At 67.5% G+C, this 21,202-nt stretch carries 22 protein-coding genes; 6 read left to right on the top strand and 16 right to left on the bottom strand.

What is annotated here, in order from left to right:
• Positions 1-41 precede the first annotated feature (41 nt).
• A complete protein-coding gene (locus E3N94_RS15710; RefSeq protein ID WP_104100918.1) occupies positions 42-1,160 on the bottom strand; it encodes a GuaB3 family IMP dehydrogenase-related protein in 1,119 nt (372 codons plus the stop codon).
• 63 nt (positions 1,161-1,223) lie between these two features.
• On the opposite strand from E3N94_RS15710, the gene E3N94_RS15715 reads away from it, so the two are divergent.
• Positions 1,224-2,366: an aminotransferase class I/II-fold pyridoxal phosphate-dependent enzyme gene (locus tag E3N94_RS15715; RefSeq protein WP_134570604.1), complete on the top strand. Its 1,143-nt coding sequence runs from the start codon at positions 1,224-1,226 to the stop codon at positions 2,364-2,366.
• Between the two features lie 16 nt (positions 2,367-2,382).
• Here the strand turns inward: E3N94_RS15715 and guaB are convergent, their stop codons facing one another.
• On the bottom strand, positions 2,383-3,885 hold the full coding sequence (gene guaB, locus E3N94_RS15720) for an IMP dehydrogenase (RefSeq protein WP_134570555.1): 1,503 nt from the start codon (positions 3,883-3,885) through the stop codon (positions 2,383-2,385).
• A gap of 277 nt (positions 3,886-4,162) precedes the next feature.
• Between guaB and E3N94_RS15725 the strand changes: the two genes are divergently transcribed.
• From E3N94_RS15725 to E3N94_RS15740, 4 genes are read left to right on the top strand one after another with little or no spacing between them, the layout of a single operon-like run.
• The gene (locus E3N94_RS15725; RefSeq protein ID WP_104100921.1) at positions 4,163-5,440 is read left to right on the top strand and encodes a branched-chain amino acid ABC transporter permease; all 1,278 of its coding nucleotides are present in this window, start codon (positions 4,163-4,165) and stop codon (positions 5,438-5,440) included.
• A gap of 14 nt (positions 5,441-5,454) precedes the next feature.
• Complete coding sequence (locus tag E3N94_RS15730) at positions 5,455-6,435, top strand: branched-chain amino acid ABC transporter permease (RefSeq protein WP_104101024.1); 981 nt, start codon at positions 5,455-5,457, stop codon at positions 6,433-6,435.
• Complete coding sequence (locus E3N94_RS15735) at positions 6,425-7,339, top strand: ABC transporter ATP-binding protein (protein ID WP_104194003.1); 915 nt, start codon at positions 6,425-6,427, stop codon at positions 7,337-7,339. Before E3N94_RS15730 ends, E3N94_RS15735 begins: the two co-directional genes overlap by 11 nt.
• Positions 7,336-8,106 carry an ABC transporter ATP-binding protein gene (locus E3N94_RS15740; RefSeq protein ID WP_104171787.1) on the top strand — a complete coding sequence of 257 codons (771 nt, stop codon included), beginning with the start codon at positions 7,336-7,338 and terminating at the stop codon, positions 8,104-8,106. Before E3N94_RS15735 ends, E3N94_RS15740 begins: the two co-directional genes overlap by 4 nt.
• Positions 8,107-8,325: 219 nt before the next feature.
• Here the strand turns inward: E3N94_RS15740 and E3N94_RS15745 are convergent, their stop codons facing one another.
• From E3N94_RS15745 to groES, 4 genes are all read right to left on the bottom strand, one after another.
• Complete coding sequence (locus tag E3N94_RS15745; protein WP_104100924.1) at positions 8,326-9,621, bottom strand: ABC transporter substrate-binding protein; 1,296 nt, start codon at positions 9,619-9,621, stop codon at positions 8,326-8,328.
• 125 nt (positions 9,622-9,746) lie between these two features.
• A complete protein-coding gene (locus tag E3N94_RS15750) occupies positions 9,747-10,478 on the bottom strand; it encodes an ABC transporter substrate-binding protein (RefSeq protein ID WP_134373347.1) in 732 nt (243 codons plus the stop codon).
• A gap of 46 nt (positions 10,479-10,524) precedes the next feature.
• Positions 10,525-11,484 (bottom strand): EamA family transporter RarD, encoded by a 960-nt coding sequence (gene rarD / locus E3N94_RS15755; protein WP_233191400.1) that lies wholly within the window; start codon positions 11,482-11,484, stop codon positions 10,525-10,527.
• 71 nt (positions 11,485-11,555) lie between these two features.
• Positions 11,556-11,852, bottom strand: a complete 297-nt coding sequence (groES, locus tag E3N94_RS15760) for a co-chaperone GroES (protein WP_066597535.1) — start codon at positions 11,850-11,852, stop codon at positions 11,556-11,558.
• Positions 11,853-11,979: 127 nt separating this feature from the next.
• On the opposite strand from groES, the gene E3N94_RS15765 reads away from it, so the two are divergent.
• Positions 11,980-13,179 carry a methyltransferase domain-containing protein gene (locus tag E3N94_RS15765; RefSeq protein WP_104100926.1) on the top strand — a complete coding sequence of 400 codons (1,200 nt, stop codon included), beginning with the start codon at positions 11,980-11,982 and terminating at the stop codon, positions 13,177-13,179.
• Positions 13,180-13,204: 25 nt separating this feature from the next.
• On the opposite strand, the gene E3N94_RS15770 is transcribed toward E3N94_RS15765, so the two are convergent.
• The 10 genes from E3N94_RS15770 to glmS all read right to left on the bottom strand — a co-directional run bounded on the left by E3N94_RS15770 (position 13,205) and on the right by glmS (position 21,175).
• On the bottom strand, positions 13,205-13,615 hold the full coding sequence (locus tag E3N94_RS15770; RefSeq protein WP_134342976.1) for a DUF4190 domain-containing protein: 411 nt from the start codon (positions 13,613-13,615) through the stop codon (positions 13,205-13,207).
• Between the two features lie 19 nt (positions 13,616-13,634).
• Positions 13,635-14,198, bottom strand: a complete 564-nt coding sequence (locus E3N94_RS15775) for a DUF4190 domain-containing protein (protein WP_134570556.1) — start codon at positions 14,196-14,198, stop codon at positions 13,635-13,637.
• A 97-nt stretch (positions 14,199-14,295) separates the two neighbouring features.
• Positions 14,296-14,664 (bottom strand): DUF4190 domain-containing protein, encoded by a 369-nt coding sequence (locus E3N94_RS15780; RefSeq protein ID WP_104100929.1) that lies wholly within the window; start codon positions 14,662-14,664, stop codon positions 14,296-14,298.
• 139 nt (positions 14,665-14,803) lie between these two features.
• Positions 14,804-15,916, bottom strand: coding sequence for a tRNA (adenosine(37)-N6)-threonylcarbamoyltransferase complex transferase subunit TsaD (gene tsaD / locus E3N94_RS15785; protein WP_134401567.1), 1,113 nt, complete (start codon positions 15,914-15,916; stop codon positions 14,804-14,806).
• Positions 15,913-16,425: a ribosomal protein S18-alanine N-acetyltransferase gene (rimI, locus tag E3N94_RS15790; protein ID WP_134342972.1), complete on the bottom strand. Its 513-nt coding sequence runs from the start codon at positions 16,423-16,425 to the stop codon at positions 15,913-15,915. The genes tsaD and rimI overlap by 4 nt, the downstream gene beginning before the upstream one ends.
• A complete protein-coding gene (tsaB, locus tag E3N94_RS15795; RefSeq protein ID WP_134570558.1) occupies positions 16,425-17,057 on the bottom strand; it encodes a tRNA (adenosine(37)-N6)-threonylcarbamoyltransferase complex dimerization subunit type 1 TsaB in 633 nt (210 codons plus the stop codon). The genes rimI and tsaB overlap by 1 nt, the downstream gene beginning before the upstream one ends.
• A gap of 155 nt (positions 17,058-17,212) precedes the next feature.
• Positions 17,213-17,734 (bottom strand): tRNA (adenosine(37)-N6)-threonylcarbamoyltransferase complex ATPase subunit type 1 TsaE, encoded by a 522-nt coding sequence (gene tsaE, locus E3N94_RS15800; protein WP_134570560.1) that lies wholly within the window; start codon positions 17,732-17,734, stop codon positions 17,213-17,215.
• Positions 17,734-18,912, bottom strand: coding sequence for an alanine racemase (alr, locus tag E3N94_RS15805; protein ID WP_104100934.1), 1,179 nt, complete (start codon positions 18,910-18,912; stop codon positions 17,734-17,736). Before alr ends, tsaE begins: the two co-directional genes overlap by 1 nt.
• Positions 18,909-19,265, bottom strand: coding sequence for a holo-ACP synthase (locus E3N94_RS15810; protein ID WP_104100935.1), 357 nt, complete (start codon positions 19,263-19,265; stop codon positions 18,909-18,911). Before E3N94_RS15810 ends, alr begins: the two co-directional genes overlap by 4 nt.
• A 59-nt stretch (positions 19,266-19,324) precedes the next feature.
• Positions 19,325-21,175 (bottom strand): glutamine--fructose-6-phosphate transaminase (isomerizing), encoded by a 1,851-nt coding sequence (gene glmS, locus E3N94_RS15815; RefSeq protein WP_134570562.1) that lies wholly within the window; start codon positions 21,173-21,175, stop codon positions 19,325-19,327.
• Between the last annotated feature and the right edge of the window lie 27 nt (positions 21,176-21,202).

Genomic DNA, 21,202 nt, shown 5'->3' on the forward strand with positions numbered 1-21,202 from the left:
TCATACCGACGCTAGTTCACTCGGTGCGGCGCGACAACCGTCTAATTCCCCCGGTACGGGGCGACGACCACCTCGACGCGCTGGAATTCCTTCAGGTCGGAGTAACCGGTGGTCGCCATCGACCGGCGCAGCGCGCCGACGAGGTTCGCGGTGCCGTCGGCGATCGGCGTCGGGCCATACAGGATGGTCTCGAGCGGCGCCAGGGCGCCCACCTCGACCCGCTTGCCGCGGGGCAGCTTCGAGTGGTGCACCTCGGCACCCCAGTGGAAGCCGCCGCCGGGGGCATCCGTCGCCCGGGCCAGCGCGGTGCCGAGCATGACGGCGTCGGCGCCGCAGGCGATGGCCTTGACGATGTCGCCGGAGGTGTTGAGGCCGCCGTCAGCGATGACGTGCACGTAGCGTCCACCGGACTCGTCCATGTAGTCCCGACGGGCACCGGCGACATCGGCCACGGCCGTGGCCATGGGCGCGTGGATGCCGAGGGAGGCGCGCGTGGTCGAGGCCGCGCCGCCGCCGAATCCGACGAGCACGCCGGCCGCACCCGTGCGCATGAGGTGCAGGGCCGCGGTGTAGGTCGCCGCCCCGCCCACGATCACGGGTACGTCGAGTTCGTAGATGAACTTCTTGAGGTTGAGGGGTTCCTGGTTCTGCGAGACGTGCTCGGCAGAAACGGTGGTTCCGCGGATGACGAACAGGTCGACGCCGGCGGCGACGACGGTCTCGTACAATTCCTGCGTGCGCTGCGGCGACAGGGCGCCGGCCACAGTCACGCCGGCCGCGCGGATCTCCGCGAGGCGGGCGGTGACGAGCTCAGGCTTGATCGGCTCGGAGTACATCTCCTGCATGCGCGCGGTGGCCCGGTCGGCGGGCAGCTCGCGGATCTCGGCGAGGAGCGGCTCGGGGTTGTCATAGCGGGTCCAGAGGCCCTCGAGGTCGAGTACGCCGACGCCGCCGAGCTGACCCATCATGATGGCCGTCTGCGGGGAGACCACGGAGTCCATCGGCGCCGCGAGGAACGGGATCGAGAATTGATACGCGTCGATGGTCCAGTCGACCGACACATCCTCCGGGTCGCGGGTGCGCCGGCTGGGCACAATCGCGATGTCGTCGAAGGCGTACACGCGGCGGGCGCGCTTGGAGCGGCCGATCTCGATTTCCATGATTTCAGTTTAGGTGCCGCGGCGCTCCTCGACGACGGATGCCGCGGGGTGCATCCTGAGGTGATGGACGTCACCGCCGACCCTCTGTCCTTCCTGCGCGAGCGCACCAGCATGAAATGGCGCAGTTTTCCCGCCGATGTGCTGCCGCTCTTCGTCGCCGAGTCCGACTTTCCGCTCGCCGAACCTATCCGGGACGCGTTGACAGCGGCGGTGCGGCGCAGCGACACCGGGTATGTCGCACCGGTCAACGGGCTTGGCGCGGCCTTCGCGGGGTTCGCCGGTCGCCGCTGGGGCTGGCAGGTCGACCCGGAGCAGGTGACCACCACGACGGATGTCAGCGTGGCCATCGTGGAGACCCTGCGAATGCTGATCAGGCCCGGCGACCGGGTTGTGATCACTCCCCCGGTCTACCCGCCGTTCTTCGACCTCGTGCCCGAGGCCGGCGGGGTGCCGCACGCCGTGCCACTCCTCGCCGGTCAGACCGGCTGGACCCTCGACCTGGACGGCCTCGAGCGCGCCTTCCGATCGGGCGTGCGCTGCGTGCTGCTCTGCAACCCGCACAACCCGATCGGGCATCCGCACACCGTCCAGGACCTTACGGCGCTGTCCGAGCTCGCCGCCCATTACGGCGTCACGGTCGTCAGCGACGAGGTCCACGCCCCGCTGACCTACACCGACGCCGCTTTCACGCCCTACCTCACGGTCTCCACCGAGGCCGCCGACCACGGCGTCTGCGTGACGAGCGCGAGCAAGGCCTGGAACCTGGCCGGCCTCAAATGCGCGCTTCTCGTCACCGCCGGCGAACGGATGCGCGCCGAGCTCGCCGCCCTGCCCCAGGAGGTGTCCTGGCGCACAAGCCAGTTCGGGCTGATCGCCGGCATCGCGGCGTTCCGCGACGGGGAGCCGTGGCTGGACGGGGTGATCGCGGCCCTCGACGACAATCGGCACGAGCTCGCCGCGCTGCTCGACGCGCAACTGCCCGGGGTCGGCTACCGGCAGCCAGGGGCCGGCTACCTGGCCTGGCTTGACCTGCGGAGCCTCGGCTGGGGTGACGACCCGGCGCTGGTCGCACTCGAGCGGGCCCGGGTCGCGCTCAGCCCCGGCCCGATGTTCGGCGAACCGGGCCGGGGCTTCGCGCGTCTCAACTTCGGGTGTTCACCTGAGGTGCTCGCGGAAGCGGTCTCCCGGCTGGCCGCGGCCGCCTAGTCGCCCTCGAGTACCGTCAGCGGCGGTAGTTGGGCGCCTCGACCACGATCTGCACGTCGTGCGGGTGCGACTCCTTGAGCCCGGCGGACGTGATCCGAACGAACTTACCTTTCTGTTTGAGCTCGTCGATCGTGCGCGCGCCCACGTAGAACATGGACTGGCGCAGGCCGCCGATCAGCTGGTAGGCCACGGCGGACACCGGTCCGCGATACGGGACCTGGCCCTCGATGCCTTCCGGGATGAGTTTGTCGTCGGAGGGGACATCCGACTGGAAGTAGCGGTCCTTGGAGTAGGAGGTCTTCGTGCCACGGCTCTGCAGCGCGCCGAGCGAGCCCATGCCGCGGTAGGTCTTGAACTGCTTGCCGTTGACGAAGACGAGCTCGCCGGGGCTCTCGTCACAGCCGGCGAGCAGGGAGCCGAGCATGACGGTGTCCGCGCCGGCGACCAGTGCCTTGGCGATGTCGCCGGAATACTGCAGCCCGCCGTCGGCGATGACCGGGATGCCGGTCTCCCGGGCCGCGAGCGACGCCTGGTAGACGGCGGTGATCTGCGGCACGCCGACGCCGGCGACGATGCGGGTGGTGCAGATCGAGCCGGGGCCGACCCCGACCTTGATCGCGTCGGCGCCGGCGTCGATGAGGGCCTGGGCGCCGGAGCGGGTGGCCACGTTGCCGCCGATCACGTCGACCCCCTCGAAGGCAGGGTCGGACTTCAGGCGACGGATGATCTCGAGCACCCCGGCGCTGTCGCCGTTGGCGGTGTCGACCACGAGCACGTCGACGCCTGCCTCGAGAAGTGCTGTGGCGCGCTGCCAGGCGTCGCCGAAGAAGCCGATAGCCGCGCCGACGCGCAGTCGTCCGGCATCGTCCTTGGTGGCGAAGGGGTATTCCTCGCTCTTGTCGAAGTCCTTGACCGTGATCAGGCCCGTCAGGCGGCCGTGGTCGTCGACGAGGGGAAGCTTCTCGATCTTGTGGGTGGCGAAGATGGCGACGGCGTCCATCGGGGCCATGCCGACCTTGCCCGTGATCAGCGGTGCCGTCGTCATCACCTCGCGCACCCGGGTCGTGTGCTTTTTGGTGGTGGAGACGAACCGCATGTCCCGGTTTGTGATGATGCCCACGAGCACGCCGTCGGCGTCGACGACGGGAAGACCGCTGATCCGGTACTGCCCGCAGAGGGCGTCGACCTCCGCAACGGTGGCGTCGGGCGAAGTTGTTACCGGATTGGTAATCATGCCGGATTCGCTGCGTTTGACGAGGTCGATCTGCTCGGCCTGGTCCGCGATCGAGAGGTTGCGGTGCAGCACGCCGAGGCCACCCTCACGGGCCATCGCGATGGCCATCCGGGTCTCGGTGACGGTGTCCATCGCGCTGGACAGCAGCGGCGTGGCCACGCTGATCCGGCGCGTCAACCGAGACATTGTCCCGGCTTCACTGGGAATGACGTCGGTGTGCCCCGGAAGAAGAAGGACGTCGTCGTACGTAAGCCCGGTGAAACCGAACGGATCTGGCTGATCCATGAAACCCCTTTTAACAATGCAGGAAAGTGGAGAAAACGCGGCCATCCAACTCGATTACCGGCTTCTCAATGTTAAGCGACGTTGCGCTCTGCGCATTCCTCAGCAGAGAATCTAGGGAGTGTCGGCCGTCGTCGGAACATATGCGACATAATCTTCACTTACTGTCAACAAAGATGTTGGTAGGTGAGACCCGGGGCACGCTCGGTCACAGACCCAACGGTGCCGCCATGGAGGTGCAGTGAATTCCCCTGAAGCTGTTCGCAGATTCTCACCCAGAATGCTGGTGATCTTTTTCGGCCTGCTCTTCGCAGCCCTGACTATGTCCACATTCGCCACCGTCTCGGCCAGTCCGGCTCATGCCGACGAGGTCGGAACCGATGAGTACGAGTTCGTACTCACCGGCAATGTGCAGTTCGACCAGAAACCGCTCGACAATGTGCTGATCACCGTCGAGGGGGCCGGCTATGAAGCATCCGTGGAAACGGGTGCCGACGGCAAGTGGAAGGTCGGCGTGCCCGAGAAGGCCGCCTACACCGTCACCCTCGATGAGGAGACCCTCCCCGAGGGCGTCGTCGTCGCTAAGGGCGGCAGCGTGATCGAGGCGGAATTCGCGCTCACGAAGGTGAAGTCGGTCAACTTCTTCCTCGGTGAGGGCACGCGCACGACGGTGAGCTTCTTTGACCAGTTCATCAATCGGTTCGTCAACGGGCTGAACTTCGGTCTGCTCCTGGCCCTCGCCGCGATCGGGCTGTCCCTGATCTTCGGCACCACCGGGCTGAGCAACTTCGCGCATGCGGAGATGATCACCTTCGGCGCGCTGATGTCCCTCCTCTTCTCGGTCACGCTCGGCCTGCCGATCTGGCTGGCGATCATCATCGCCGTCGCGCTGAGCGCGGGCTTCGGCTGGAGCCTGGACGCGGTGATCTGGAAGCCGCTGCGCCGCAAGGGCGTCGGTCTGATCCCACTGATGATCGTGAGCATCGGCCTCTCGCTCGCCCTGCGCTACCTGTTCCAGATCTTCGTCGGCGGCGGAACGAGCCAGCTTCCGGGATCCGGCCTCGCCGACATGCAGCTGGGTCCGATCCGGCTCTCGATGATCGACGTGGCCAGCATGGGCATCAGCATCGTGGTGCTGTTGGCCGTTTCCTACTTCCTGTTGCGCACCCGCATCGGCAAGGCCACCCGCGCGGTCTCCGACAATCCCAGCCTGGCCTCGGCCAGCGGGATCGACGTCGACGGCGTCATCCGGATCGTCTGGGTGCTCGGTGGGGCCCTCGCCGGCCTCAGCGGAATTCTGTGGGCCTACTTCCGACCGGGCGTCAGCTGGGATATGGGTTTCCAGATCCTGCTGCTCGTCTTCGCGGCCGTGACCCTCGGCGGTCTTGGCACCGCTTTCGGCGCCCTGATCGGTTCGATCATCGTCGGCCTGTTCGTCGAACTGTCGACGCTGTTGCTTCCCTCCGACCTTAAATACGTCGGTGCACTTGTCGTGTTGATCCTGGTGCTGCTGCTTCGGCCGCAAGGCATCCTGGGTCGCAAAGAGAGAATTGGCTAGAAGGGCATCCGATGATCGACTGGGGAGCAATCTTTAGCAACGCAGCCGTCGAGCTGATCAGCCCGACCACCGCCGCCTACGCCCTCGCGGCTCTCGGGCTGGCGATCCACTTCGGATACACTGGCCTCCTGAACTTCGGCCAGGCCGGCTTCATGGCCCTCGGAGCCTACGGGTTCGCCATCTCCACCCTCAGCTTCGGTTTCCCCGTCTGGGGTGCCGTGCTGGTGGGGGTCGGCGCATCCGTCGTTTTCGCCCTGGTCCTGGGCATCCCGACGCTCCGCCTGCGCGCGGACTACCTCGCGATCGTGACGATCGCGGCGGCCGAGATCGTGCGCCTCCTGTTCACGACGAACACGTTCCAGTCCATCACGGGTTCCGCGAACGGCCTGAGCGGCTACAAGGGCGGTTTCGCCGGCCTCAACCCGATCCCGGAGGGGCGCTACGGCTTCGGCCCCTTCGAGTACAACGAGTACGACTGGTGGCTGCGCATCGTGGCCTGGTCGATCGTGGCCCTCGCCTGCCTGTTCACCTGGCAGATCATGCGCAGCCCGTGGGGTCGCGTGATCAAGGGAATCCGTGAAGACGAGGATGCTGTGCGCGCGCTCGGCAAGAACGTCTACTCCTACAAGATGCAGTCTCTGATTCTCGGTGGCGTGTTCGGCACGATCGCCGGAATGATCTTTGTGCTTCCCCGTGCGGTGGTGCCCTCGAATTATCAGACGTCCCTGACGTTCTTCATCTACGCGATCCTCCTGCTCGGCGGCGCGTCGACGATTCTCGGGCCGGTCATCGGCTCGATGGTCTTCTGGGTTCTGCTCTCCTTCTTCTCCGGGTTCATCGCCCGAGCGGTGGAGGCAGGCTGGATCCCTTTCATCACCAGCATTCAGGCCGGCCAGCTGCGCTTCATCCTGGTCGGAGTGGCGATCATGCTTATAGTCATCTTCAGACCGCAAGGCATCTTCGGAAACAAGAAGGAGTTGGCCTTTGTCAAATAACACCGTTCCCAGCAACAAGCCGGTCAAGTCGACCGACCTGCACATCGGCGAGGCCGAACCGGGCTGCAAGAAGCGCGACCCGATCCTGGTTGCCGACGGCGTGAGTCGAACCTTCGGCGGTCTCAAGGCCGTCGACGTCGACCACGTCGAGATCCCGCGCGGCGCCATCACGGCGCTGATCGGGCCCAACGGAGCCGGCAAGACCACCCTGTTCAACCTACTGACGGGCTTTGACAAGCCTGACACCGGGTCGTGGACCTTCGAGGGTCGCCCCCTGTCGGGGATGCCCGCGTTCAAGGTGGCCCGGATGGGCCAGGTGCGCACTTTCCAGCTCACCAAGGCGCTCGGCCTGCTGACCGTCATGGACAACATGCTGCTCGGCGCCAAGGGCCAGGCCGGCGAGAACCTGTTCCGGGCGATCTTCCCCTTCTTCTGGGCCAAACAGGAGGAGGCGAACAGGGTGCAGGCCCTCGATATCCTCGAACGGTTCAAGCTCGACACCAAGAAGGACGACTACGCCGCAAGCCTCTCCGGCGGGCAGCGCAAGCTGCTCGAGATGGCACGGGCGCTGATGAGCGAGCCGAGCCTGGTGATGCTCGACGAGCCGATGGCCGGGGTGAACCCGGCACTGACGCAGTCGCTACTGGACCACATCCTCAACCTGAAGGCGGAGGGCATGACGGTTCTGTTCGTCGAACACGACATGCATATGGTGCGCCACATCGCCGACTGGGTCATCGTGATGGCCGAAGGCCGCGTGGTCGCCGAGGGCGACCCGCACGAGGTGATGCGTAACCCCGCCGTGATCGACGCCTACCTGGGTCAGCACCACGACGAGGACCTCGGCGAGGATCCGGCCGCCGAAACAGAACATGTGGAAGCCATTAAGGAGTTGCTCGATTGACGAACACCAGCCCCGCCGCCGCGCCGGCTTACACGCCCACCGGGCAGCCCGTCGTCGAGGTCAAGACGGTGACGGCCGGCTACCTGCCGGGCGTCAACATCCTCAACGCCTGCTCCCTGACCGCCTACGACGGCGAGCTGATCGGGATCATCGGCCCGAACGGCGCCGGCAAGTCCACGCTGCTCAAGTCGATCTTCGGCCAGGTCAAGGTCCGGGAGGGTGAGATCCTGCTTCGCGGCGAGAACATCACCAACCTCAAGGCGAACAAGCTCGTGGCCAAGGGCGTCGGTTTCGTGCCCCAGACGAACAACGTCTTCCCCACGCTCACGATCCAGGAAAACCTGGAGATGGGCATGTTCCTGAAGCCGAAAGGCCTGACCGAACGCCTCGAGTTCGTCACGGAGATCTTCCCGGAGCTCGGGAAGCGTCTGCAGCAGCGCGCCGGATCGCTGTCCGGCGGGGAACGCCAGATGGTGGCCATGTCGCGGGCGCTGATGATGGGCCCGCACGTACTGCTGCTCGACGAGCCGAGCGCAGGCCTCTCCCCCGTGCGCCAGGACGAGGCGTTCCTGCGTGTCAAGGAGATCAACAAGGCCGGCGTGACCACGATCATGGTGGAGCAGAATGCGCGCCGGTGCCTGCAGATCTGCGACCGCGGTTACGTGCTCGACCAGGGCCGTGACGCCTACACGGGCACCGGCCGCGAGCTGCTGAACGATCCCAAGGTGATCGGCCTCTACCTCGGCACCCTCGGCCAGGACGACTAGCCGGAGCCGCCAGCACCGACTGCACGCCCCGCACGACGAAGCGGCGCCCGAGATCTTCGGGCGCCGCTTCCGTGTGTCCGGTGCTCCGTGTCCGGTGACGCCGATCGTGTCCGGGAGAGGGGCGTCACCGGGTGACGGCCGTCACCGGGCGCACGAAGAAGGGCCCCGACCGAAGTCGGGGCCCTTCCAGATCGAATGCCGGTCAGCGACGAATCGTGACTAGTTGATGCGCTTGTACGTGTTGTCTTCGAGGTACTCGTAGACGCCGATGGTTGCCTCGGTCGGGTCGCCGTTCTCATCGAACGTGACCGGGCCGGAGAAGCCCTCGTAGTCGACCTGGTCGCCGGCCGCGAGGGCTTTAGCCGCCGCGGTGAAGTCGGAGACCGTGGTGCCGTCGCCGGTTCCCCCAGAGACCTGGCGGAGGTGCTTGGAGATGGCCTCACCTGAGACGTCGTTGGCCGCGTAGGCGGCCAGCGCGACGAGCATGACGGCGTCGTAAGATTCTGCCGCGTAGCTGAAGTCGGTCAGGGTGGGGTCGATCTCCTTGAGACGATCGGTGAAGTCGCCGAGGGTTCCTACGTCGAGGCCGGGCAGCGTGCCCTTGGCACCGGTGATGATGCCGGCGTCGAAGTCCTTGCTGTAGTCGGACAGGTTGCCGTCCACGAAGTACAGGTTGCCACCGGGGAAGCCGGAGCCGACCAGTGCGGGGGTGATGACCTTGGCCTGGTCGAACGTGATCAGGGCGATCGCGTCGGGGTTGGCGGCGGTCACTTCGGAGATCTGAGCGGCGAAGTTGGAGTCACCCTCGTTGAACAGGGACGTGGCGACAACCTCGCCGCCCGCAGCCTCGAAGGCGGTCGTCGTGGACTCGGCCAGGCCGGTGCCGTACGAGTCGTTGAGCACGATCAGACCGAGGGTGCTGTTGCCGTCGTCGGCGATCTGGGTGCCCAGGACTTCACCCTGCAGCAGGTCGGACGGGGCGGTGCGCCAGTAGAGGTCCTTGTCGGCGTACTTCGTGAAGTCCGCCGAGGTGTTGGCCGGTGAGAACTGCACGACGCCCGCGCCGGTGATCTGGTCGATCACGGTCTTGGAGACGCCGGAGGATGCCGCGCCGATGATGGCGGAAACCTTCTGCGAGAGAAGGTCGGTCACCGAACCGGTCGCGGTGTCCGTCGTGGTGTCGCCGGAGTCACGGAAGATGGCCTCAACGGTCAATCCGAGGTTCGCGTCGTTGATGTCCTTGACGGCCAGGGCGACGCCGGCTTCTTCGGGCGGGCCGAGGAAGGCCAGGGCGCCACTCTGGGGAAGGATGGTGCCGACCTTCAGGGTCAGGTCACGGTCGCCGGCCGTGATGGCCTGGGCGTCTCCGCTCGCGGCGGGGGCTTCCGATGCAGCCGGCTCAGTGGTGTTGCTGCTGCAGCCGGTGAGCAGAAGTGCACTGACGCCGACCAAGGCGACTCCAGTGACGACTGCCCGAACTGAGCGGGAGGCCGAGGCCTTCGCGAATACGCTCATGTTGCTCCTTGGGACTAGGAATGAGAAATGACAGCGGTCGATTGACTGCCGTTCTGTCACATTATTGACAGGAATCGCGCGAAACAAGGCAACCGGGTTACATCCGTGTAACGCAGACCAAATCGTTACGATCGGCGGCCGGTGACGCCCTGATAAGCGATCTGTTGCGCATCGGCCAGCGCGGCCGCACATTCTCCCCAAGATGCGCAGGCGAACGCCCCGGTACTGACCTGGTCGAGAGCGGGCCTGATCGACGCCGCACCGTCGTCTCCGGCCCGTGCTGCGGCCAGGGCGCTCAAGACGACTCCGTCATAGGCTTCACCGCCGCCGGCAGTGTCGACCAGCCCTGGATCGAGGGTGCGCAGGCGCGCTGCGAAGCCGTCACTGGCGGCCAGCGGCGTGCCTCCGTTCGCGAAGTCGCCGAGCCACAGCAGTACCACCGGCGCCGCCGCGACGGCGGCCGCCAGATCGCCCGGCATCGGAACGGTGGCGTCCCACAGCACGACGTCGACGCCACGAGCCAACAAGTCGGTCAGCGACGTCGCCGGGTCGACGGCGGAGTCGCGGTGGATGATCTCGATCGGAGTCCCGAGAATTCGGCCCTGCTCGGTGATCTCCCGGGCGGCCAGTTCGGAGCCGGCCACCTGTGCCGCACCACTGGCCGCCGCCGGGCCCGTCATGGGGAACAGAGTTCCGAGGCGCACGGTCCCGTCACCGGACGGAGCCACCACGACGGACGCGGCGGCAGCGGGCTCGACTGAGGGCGGCGCGACCTCAGCCCTACATCCGGACAGCAGGAGCACGCAGGCCAGCGCCCCGACGAGGATGACGGGCAGGGAAGTCGACGCAGTGCGCATCCGGTGTCCTTTCACATACGAGGTGCGTCCCCGAGCGTAGCGGGGCTCAGACCGGTTCAAGGGACGCACGCCGGGGCGCGCGTCCGGTGAGGACCATGTCGGTCGTGAGAACGACCAGCGCCACCCAGACCAGTGCGAAACCGACCCAGCGCTCGGGCGGCATGGGCTCGAGCAGCACGAAGACGCCGACCAGGAACTGCAGGATCGGAGCGAAGTACTGGATCAGACCCATGTATGTCAGAGGCAGGCGCCGGGCCGCGGCGGCGAAGAACAACAGCGGCACAGCGGTCACAACACCTGCTGCCAGCAGCCCCACGGTATGCCAGATGGACACGCTTCCGAAGGTGAGACCGGAGACAGAGGCCACCACGATCAGCTGCACCACGGCGATGGGTGCGAGCCAGACCGTTTCGAGGGTGAGTCCGGCGACGGCATCGACGTCGCGGCCGACCCTTTTCTTGATCAATCCGTAGAATCCGAACGAGAACGCGAGGATGAGCGACACCCACGGCAGCGAGCCGTAGCCGACGGTGAGCACGACGACGGCCCCGAGGCTGATTCCCACGGCCACCCACTGCAGCAGGCGCAGCCTCTCGCGCAGCAGAATGACGCCGAGGAACACGGTCACGATCGGGTTGATGAAGTAGCCGAGGGCTGCCTCGACCACGTGGCCGCTGAGGGCGGCGAAGACGTAGGTCTGCCAGTTGACGAAGATCAGCAGGCCGGCCAGACCCATGGTGAACACGATGCGAGGCCTCCGCAGCAGCGCGAGGAAGGACTTCCACTTGCGCGTGACCGTGATCAGCAGTGCGCAGAACACCAGGGAGAAGAGAACCCGCCAGGCCACGATCTCGAAGGCACCACTGGGCGCGAGGAGCAGAAAGTAGAGCGGCAGCGTGCCCCAGAGGGCGTAGGCGAGGACCGCGTAGATCAGTCCCTTGCTCTGCTCCGACCGCGCCGGGCGGGCCGCGCGGATTTTCCCGGGTGGAAGAGCGTCTTGCGCCACAGCGGACCTTTCTTAACGACGAATCCCGGATGGCCAGGGCCATCCGGGATTCTACCGTTGCGTGGGTGTGGCTAGCGAACGACGACTGCGAGCACGTCGCGGGCCGACAGGACGAGGAGGTCCTCACCACCGAACTTGACTTCGGTTCCACCGTACTTGGAGTAGATCACCTTGTCGCCGACGGCGACGTCGAGTGGAATGCGGTTGCCGTTGTCGTCAATGCGGCCGGGGCCGACTGCGACAACTTCGCCCTCCTGGGGCTTTTCCTTGGCGGTGTCAGGAATGACCAGACCTGATGCGGTGGTCTGCTCTGCGTCGACCTGCTTGATGACGATGCGATCCTCGAGCGGCTTGATGGAGACCGACACGGTTGACCTCTTTCTTAGCTAAGACATAGTTAGCAGACTCACAGCGAGAGTGCCAAGACGAGTTTAGGGCGCATCTGGCACTCACGCAACGTGAGTGCCAGATGCGTCGTGTTGATAGGTTTACACGATGGAACGCTCAGAGCTCGTCGAGCTGTTATCGCCGGGCGGTTTGCGCCTGCTGGACTCGTTGCCGCCGTACGACGCGGCCGCCGACGTCGTGCGGGTGGTGAGCGAACTGCGCAAGGCCGGACACAGCCCCGAGCTGGTCACCGCGGTGCTCAGCCAGTCCCGGCTCCGAGCCAGGGCCGTGCCCAAGTTCGGCGAGTTCGCCGGCCGCATGCTGTTTACGGAGGCCGGCCTCGAGCAGGCCACCCGGCTGCGGGTGGCGGCGCTGCACGCCGGCCGCTTCGCGGGCGCGTCCCTGAACCGGGTCGTCGACCTCGGCTGCGGCATCGGAGGCGACGCCATGGCCCTGGCCGCCATGGACCTCACGGTGACGGGGGTGGACGCCGACGAGGTGACCGCGACCGTCGCCAGCTACAACCTGGCTCCGTTCGAGAACGCGAGCGTTCTGCACTCGTCCGCGGAAGACGTCGACCTGGCCGGCTTCGACGCCGCCTGGCTCGACCCGGCCCGGCGCACCGCCGGGCACTCCAACACCTCGCGCCTGACCCGGCCGGAGGACTACTCCCCGCACCTCGATTTTGTCTTCGGTCTCAGTGAGCGGATGCCCGTCGGCGTCAAGCTCGGGCCGGGCCACGACCGCGAGCTGATCCCCGCGGAAGCCGAGTCGCAGTGGGTCTCCGTGGACGGCAAGCTCGTGGAGATGGGGCTGTGGTTCGGAGCACTGGCGCGCGCCGGCATCCGTCGCTCCGCCCTGCTGCTCGGCCGGACCGGGATCCACGAACTGACCGCGCCCCACGACAGCACGGATGCCCCGGTGGGAGTGCTGGGCGACTACCTGTACGAGCCGGACGGCGCGATCATCCGTGCCCGTCTGATCGGGGACCTGGCCCGGTCGCTCGACGCGTCGATGCTGAGCGAGGGGATCGCGTATTTCACCTCCGAGACCCTGCAACGCACGCCCTTCGCCACCGCATTCCGGGTGCTCGAGGTGCTGCCGGTCGACGAGAAGAAGCTGCGGCTGGGCCTACAAGAACGCCGCATCGGCACTCTCGAGATCAAGAAACGCGGCGTGGACGTCGACCCGGCCACCCTGCGCACTCGACTGAAGCTCAAAGGCCCCGAGTCGGCGACGCTCGTGCTCACCCGGGCCGCCGGCCACCGGGTGGCTCTGCTGGTGGAGCGGATTCCGCCACTCGACTGAGGCCAGCGGCGAAGGACAGCATGGCTCAGCCGGGCACGACCGTCAGCACCTGTGTGACGATCAACACCCACCCGACCGCGAGGACCAGCCCGGCCAGCCCGGTCCACAGCCCGTAGGCCCACGCGGTGCCGGCACGGCGCTCGGTCACGCGGGCCATCACGGCCAGCACGACCGCGGCCAGGGAGAGCGCCGCACCCCAGACGCCGAAGACCGCGATCAGCAGCCCCAGCAGCCCGAAGACGAGCGATGCGATGGACAGCCCGCCCTGGCCTGCCTGCGCGGTCAGCTCGCTGTCGGTGTAGACGTACGGCACCCATTCGGTAGGGGCTGTGATGGTCGACGCGTAGTCCAGCTCCCCCGGAGCGGGCGCCGGAGGCCGGGTGAGGTCGACCCGGAAGTCATCGTTGCGGGACCAGTCCCGTTCCTCCCCAACCATCCCCGCTGCTATCTTCCGCTCAGTACGACGAGTTGGGGATGGTGGCGAAGAAGACAGACCAGATCACGATACTGACCAGTGCCAGACCGACGCCGATGAACCCCGTGATCAGCCCGGTCAGCCAGAAGCCCCTCGCCTGCGGCTCCTTCGACTTACCGAGGAAGCCCAGGACGACCGCGGCGGCGGGGATGAACAGTCCGAGGATGCCACCCACAATCGGGAGGAACACGATCGGCGAGCCGAGCACGCCGATAACGCCGGCGACCAGCGCCAAGATGCTGAAAATCGGCTGCTTCGCGGCGACCGCACCGAAGGGCGACGAATACGCGTCGCCATGGGCAGGCGCCTGGGTCATCGCCGGGGTGTCGTAGCCGGGCGGCGGGGTCGCGGCGCCGTAGGCGGGCGGGACGGAGGCCGACGGGGTCGGGCCGTTGTACGCCGGCGGGGCGGCGGACGCCCCCTGCTCGTCGCGCGGGATATCGGGGACCTGCGGCACGTCAGGCACCTCCGGCACGCCGGGCACCTGGGGCACGTCAGGCACGCGGGGCACGTCAGAGTTGCTGGGGTTGTTGGAATCGCTCATGCGAATTCATTCCTTTCCGGACGACGGGGTGGCGTCGCTAATTGCATATCGGGTCACGGGTCATCGACGCGCAGGGTTTCTGCCCGTGGCCACCGGGTCAGTAGGTATTGAGCAGGGTCGGGTCGTTCGCGATCGCGATCATCAACGGGATCAGCAGGACGACGGCCAGGAGCTGAGCCGCCAGGCCGGCGTAGCCGACAATGAGGCCGGCAATCGCGAGTCCCCGTCCCTTTTCTCCGGTCTTCCCGATCTGGCTCAGACCGATGTGGCCGGTGATGATGCCGACCAGGGAGATCCCGAGCACCGAGGTCACGAGCGACACAATGGACAGCACGTTGTACTTCTCGGATGGGCCCTGCGGCGCGTAGGGCTGAGGGTAGCCCGGCTGGGCGTAGGCCGGAGCGGCCTGCGCCGCCGGCGGCTGGAACATGGGCGGGTTAACCGGCGGCTCGTTGGGGTCGGTCATGTCGATTGCTCCTTCGGGAATGGTGCATCTGGGCTGCCAATCTGGCTCCCAGCCGGACAAGGTGTTGATCGCACGAACAAACGTCGCCTGCCGAAGCTAGAATACCCGTCCGGTGGCGAAATACCGGTGGGAGGGGGTTTCAGACCTGGATCTCGGAGACCGGAAGGGTGGAGTCCGCCCCGAACTCCAGTGACGAAGGCGCATGCCCGGCCATGATCAGCTGCGCCCCGAGGGCGGCGATCATGGCGCCGTTGTCGGTGCAGAGCGACAGAGGCGGGATGCGCAGGGCGATGCCGGCGGCATCCGTGCGCTCCTGGGCCACCTGACGCAGCCGGGCGTTGGCGATCACGCCGCCCCCGAGCAGGAGCCTCGGCACACCGAGGTCGACGCAGGCCGCGACTGACTTGGTCAGGAGGATGTCGACGACCGCCTCTCGGAAACTGGCGGCCACGTCGGCCAGCGGCACCGACTCATCCGCGTCGCGTCTCTGCTCGACCCAGCGCGCGACCGAGGTCTTGAGCCCGGAGAACGAGAAGTCGTACCGGTGTTTCGCCATGTCCTTGGTCTGGCTGAGACCGCGGGGGAAACGGATGGCCGCGGGATTGCCTTCCCGCGCGGCCCGGTCGATCTGGGGTCCGCCCGGGTAGGGCAAGCCGAGCAGGCGGGCCACCTTGTCGAAGGCCTCGCCGGCCGCGTCGTCGATGGTCTCGCCGAGCAGTTCGACGTCGGAGACCAGATCGCGCACCAGCAGCAGTGAGGTGTGACCGCCGCTGACGAGGAGCGCAACGGTGGGGTATTCCAGCGGCTTCGTGGAGTCGTCTGCGCCGAGTCGAAGCACATCGGCCCCGACGTGACCGACGAGGTGGTTGACCGCGTAGATCGGTTTGCCGAGCGAGATGGCTAGTGCCTTGGCCGCGCCGACCCCGACCATGAGCGCGCCGGCCAGACCGGGGCCGCAGGTCACGGCCACCGCATCGATGTCCTCCAAACGGATGCCGGCCTCCAGCGCGGCCGCCCGGATCGCCGGAACGAGCTCCTCAAGGTGTGCGCGCGCGGCCACCTCCGGCACGACTCCGCCGTAGCGGGCGTGTTCGTCCATCGACGACGCGATCGTGTTAGAGAGCAGGGTGGTTCCGCGCACGATTCCGATTCCGGTCTCGTCGCAGGAGGTCTCGATGCCGAGCACGAGCGGGTTGGCGCGGTTCTGCGCGGTCATCGCGTTCAGGGTGGTCTGCGCGTTCAGGGCGGTCATTCGGTGGCCTCCAGTGCGGCCTCTGCCGGTGTCATCTGCATCTCGGCGTCAGGCACGTGCAGTCGCATCACGATCGCGTCGACGTTGTCGGGCTGGTAGTAGCCAGGGCGGATGCCCAACTCCTCGAAGCCGAGTCGGCGGTAGAGTTCCTGGGCCGGCGGGTTGTCGGCGCGCACCTCGAGGAACACCTCGCGCACGCCCCGCTTCCGGGCCTCGGCGATCAGGCTGAGCATCAGGGTTCGGCCGAGGCCGTGGCCGCGGGTCTCTTGGGTGACCGCGATGGTCTGAATGTCGCCCTCGCGCGCTCCCTGCAGGGCCTGCAGCCCGGCGTAGCCCTCGATCCGGTCGGGCTCATCGGGGGGGAAGGCCACCAGGTAGTAGCAGTTCGGGTTGACCACGTCCTGGGCCATCGCCTCGGCGGACCACGCGTCGTTGACGAAGATACGGGTCTCGAGCGCCATGATGGCGTCCACATCGGCGGCTCGGGCGCGCCGCAGCTGCCACATCATCAACTCACCCGTTTCGGGCCGTTGGACACGGTGACATCCGGCGAGCGCAGGTAGAGCGCCGTGTCGGCGGCGAACGGGCGCTGGTGGGCCCACATCAGCTCGGCAACCTGCCCCAGCTCCCCGGCGGACACGGCGACCGCGTCGAAGCGGGGCACCTCAGCGTGCGCCCAGCCGGGCTCCCGCAGCACGGCTGGCTGGGCCACACCAGGACCGTCGACCCGGATCGGGAGACCCACGGCATCCGCCCCGCTATACACGGACCAGTTCACCTCGCGGCGACGGGCGTCGGTGACGACGACGAGCGGGCCGGTGTGGCCGGCCTGGTAGCGGCCGAAGGCGAGCGCATCGTGGCTGACGACGGGCACGAAGGGCACCCCGGCGCCCAGCGCGAAGACCCGCGCGGCGGCGATGCCCACACGGAGACCGGTGAAGGGGCCGGGACCCATGCCGCCGACCACCGCGGAGAGGCCGCTGATCGGCACGGCCGCGTCGCTGAGGCAGTCGGCGATCAGGCGGCCGACCACCTCGGCGTGGCGCATAGTGTCGTCGGTGGCGTGTTCGGCGATGACGCCTCGGGCGAGATCCACGACCGCGACGCTCGTTCCGGCGGAAGTATCGATGGCGAGAAGCACCTCACCAGCCTATTCGCTGTGTCCGATGCGCTGTGCCGCTAATGCGCTGTGCCGCCGACGCGCTGTGCTGCTTATCCTGCTCCGCCAGGCCTGCTCGTCGGCCGCCCTGAACGAATTCGACGGAGATTTTGGGCTCTGGAGCCGGATCGGGCCCACTATGGGCCTGTAGGAGCAAAATCTCCGTCGAATTCGTTCGACCAGCGGGGGCCGTGCGGGGTGACCGTGACCGTGCGCGGCTCGTCGAGGTCAAGCACCTCGGCCTCGTCGGCGACGACGGATGCGGCCGCCTGCGAGGCCCCGACGGGCCGTTCGATCTCGATATCGAGCCAGGAGTCGGCGATACCGTTGAGCATCCCGCGACCCCACTCGACCACGACGATCGACCGAACGAAATCGATGTCGAGGTCATCCAGCTCGAGGGCGCTTCCGAGCCGGTAGGCGTCGACGTGCACGAGCGGGGGTCCGCCGATCGTGCTGGGGTGGGTGCGGGCCAGCACGAAGGTGGGGCTGGTGACCGAGCCGCGCACCTGCAGACCCTCCCCCAGGCCGCGGGTGAAGGTCGTCTTTCCGGCGCCGAGGGGCCCGGTCAGCACGATCAGGTCGCCGGCCTGCAGCAGCCCCGCGACCGTGCGGCCGAACTCGTGCATGCTGTCGGCGTCGGGGATGACGGCGCGCATCAGCGCGAACCGCCGCCGGGCCGAACGCCGCCGCCGGGCCGCGTGCCGCCCGCCGCGCCGTCGACCGCGTTCCGGTAGCTGCGGGTAACCCGGCGGCCGATCCGGGTAACGATCTCGTAGTTGATGGTGCCGGCGGCGTCGGCCCAGTCGGTCGCGCTCGGCACACCGGTCTCCGGGTTGCCGAACAGTACGACCTCGTCGCCGACCGTCACGCGTTCCTGGCCGACGCTGACGACGAACTGATCCATCGCGATGCGCCCGACCAGCGGATGCGAGTGTCCAGAGATGTCGACCCACGCGGTTCCGGAGGCCTGGCGGGGCACGCCGTCCGCGTAGCCGAGTGGCACGAGGGCGAGGTAGCCGTCGACCGGTGCCCGCCACAGGTAGTCGTAGGACACCCCGGCCCCCGCAGCCACGCGGCGCACGGCGGCGACGCGCCCCCGCAGCGTCATCGCCGGGGTGAGGCCCAAATCCTGCGACGTCTGGTCCGCGAACGGCGACAGACCGTAGATGCCGATGCCCACCCGCACCATCGAGAAGCGGGCGGCCGGCACGCGCAGCGCCGCCGCGGTGGACGCCAGGTGGATCAGAGACGGGGTCAGCCCGGTGTCGGCGGCGAGAGCGACACCGCGTTCGAAGCGCTCGATCGCCTCGGCGTCGTCGACCGGGGACGCATTCGACAGGTGGCTGAAAATGCCGGTCACGGTCAGGCGGCCGGCCTGCTCGAGCTGGGCCGCCAGAGCGAACGTCTCGGCCCAGTCCGGTTCGTTCACGCCGTTGCGGTTGAGCCCGGTCTCGAGCTTGAGGTGCACGTCGGCCACGCGACCGAGAGCGGCGGCGGCCTCGGCGACCTGGCGCAGCTGCCGCGCCGAGGACAGCCCGAGGGTGATGCTCCGGGTGATGGCGACGGTGAAATCGGCATCCGGATCGTGCAGCCAGGCCAGGACGGGCGCGTCGATGCCGGCGGCCCGCAGCTCGAGCGCCTCGTCGACGTCGGCCACCCCGAGCCAGTCGGCGCCCGCGGCGAGCGCGGTGCGGGCGACCGGCACTGCCCCATGGCCGTAGGCGTTCGCCTTGACGACGGCCATCAGGTGCGGGGTGCCGGCCACCTGCCTGAGGTGCGCGACGTTGGCGTAGACCGCGCCCAGGTCGACGACGGCCTCGCGGTATCCGGTCATGCCCCGCCCTCCGCGACCACGAACGCACAGGCCACCCCGGCGTCGTGAGTCATGGTCAAGTGCACTGTGTCGATGCCGCGGGCCGTCAGTGCCGCCGCGGTAGCCCCGTGAAGCACGAATCCCGGGTTGCCGTGCGCGTCGGTCACGACGTCCATCTCCTGCCAGCTGGCGCCGGCACTGTCGCCGAGCGCTTTGATCAGTGCCTCCTTGGCCGCGAAGCGCGCGGCCAAGGAGTGCATCGGCAACCCGCGCTCGGCTTCCGTGAAAAGCCGGGGAATAAGCCCAGGCGTGCGCAAGACCTGCCGTTCGAAGCGAGCGAGGTCGACGATGTCGACCCCGATGCCCCGGATCATCCGGTCAACCCTTGCACCCTGTGCTGCACCCTCCGGCTACTCCGACTCGAGGACTGGCGCTACTCGACCGTGACGGACTTCGCCAGGTTGCGTGGCTGGTCGACGTCGAGGCCCTTCACCGTGGCGAGTTCCATGGCGAAAATCTGCAGCGGTACGACCGCGAGGAGCGGTTCGAACAGCGGCGAGGCCAGCGGGATGCGGATGACGGTGTCCGCGAACGGCAGCACCGCGACATCCCCTTCTTCGGCGATCGCGATGATGCGCGCGCCGCGGGCCCGGATCTCCTGGATGTTCGAGACCACCTTGGGGTGCAGGTGCGCGGAGCCGCGTGGGCTCGGCACAACGACGAAGACCGGCTGGCCGGGCTCGATCAGCGCGATCGGGCCGTGCTTGAGCTCACCGGCGGCGAAGCCCTCCGCGTGGATGTACGCGAGCTCCTTGAGCTTGAGCGCACCCTCGAGCGCGATCGGGAAGCCCACGTGGCGGCCGAGGAAGAGCACGGCACGCGTGTCGGCCATCCAGGTGGCCAGCTCGTGCACGGTCGACTCCTGCAGCAGCGTGGTCGCCAGCTTGTCCGGGATGGCCTGGAGCTCGGCGATCTGCACGGCGCACTCGGCTTCGCTGAGGCTGCTGCGCACCCGGGCCAGGTGCAGGCCGAAGAGGTAGAGGGCGGCGATCTGGGCGGTGAAGCCCTTGGTTGAGGCCACGGCGACCTCCGGGCCGGCGTGGGTGTAGATGACGGCATCCGACTCGCGGGGGATGGTGGCACCCTGCGTGTTGCAGATCGAGATGGCCTTCGCGCCCGCTTCCCGGGCGAACTTGACCGCCATCAGCGTGTCCATGGTTTCGCCGGACTGGCTGATCGAGATGACCAGGGTCTCGGGGTTCAGCACCGGGTCGCGGTAACGGAACTCGTGGCTGAGTTCGATGTCGACCGGAACCCGGGTCCACTTCTCGATGGCGTACTTGGCGACGTAGCCGGCGTTCGCCGCGGTGCCGCAGGCGACGACCACGATGCGACGGATGCCGGCGAGCACGTCGTCTCCGAATTCGGTCAGCTCGGGAACTACGGCCTGGCCCTCATGGATGCGCCCGCGCAGGGTGTTGCGCACGGCATCCGGCTGCTCGGAGACCTCCTTGGCCATGAAGCTGGACCAGCCGCCCTTCTCGGACGCGGAGGCATCCCAGGCGATGTCGAACTCTTCCACTTCGACGGCGTTGCCGTCGAAGTCGGTCACGGTGACGAGGTCCGGCGTGATCGTGACGATCTGGTCCTGGCCGATGGCGACCGCGCGGCGGGTGTACTCGACGAAAGCGGCGACGTCGGAGCCGAGGAAGTTCTCTCCGTCGCCCAAGCCGATCACGAGCGGGGAGTTGCGGCGGGCGCCGACGACGATGCCGGGCTGGTCTTGGTGGACGGCGAGTAGGGTGAAGGCACCGTCGAGGCGGGAGACGACAGCGCGGAACGCTTCGCCCAGGTCGCCGACGCGCTGGTATTCCCGGCCAAGCAGGATCGCGGCGACCTCGGTGTCGGTCTCACTCTCGAAGGTGAATCCCTCGGCGAGGAGTTCGTCCTTGAGCACGGAGAAGTTTTCAATAATTCCGTTGTGAATAAGGGCCAGCTTGCCGTTGTCACCCAGGTGCGGGTGCGCATTCACGTCATTCGGCGCCCCGTGGGTGGCCCACCGAGTGTGACCGATCCCGGTGTTCCCATTATTAATCGGGTTCGTCTCAAGCTCGGCGGCCAGAACGGCCAGCTTGCCCGCTCGCTTAGCGGTATTGAGAGCACCCTCGCTGTCGATGACAGCGATCCCCGCGGAGTCGTACCCCCGGTACTCGAGTCGCCGCAGACCTCCCATCAGGACCTGAACGCTCTTGTTATCTCCGACGTAACCAACGATTCCACACATGACTGCGATATTAGTCCGAGTAAGCTC

Origin of the sequence: Cryobacterium sp. Sr3, assembly GCF_004402835.1 — a bacterium.
Classification (GTDB): Bacteria; Actinomycetota; Actinomycetes; order Actinomycetales; family Microbacteriaceae; genus Cryobacterium; species Cryobacterium sandaracinum.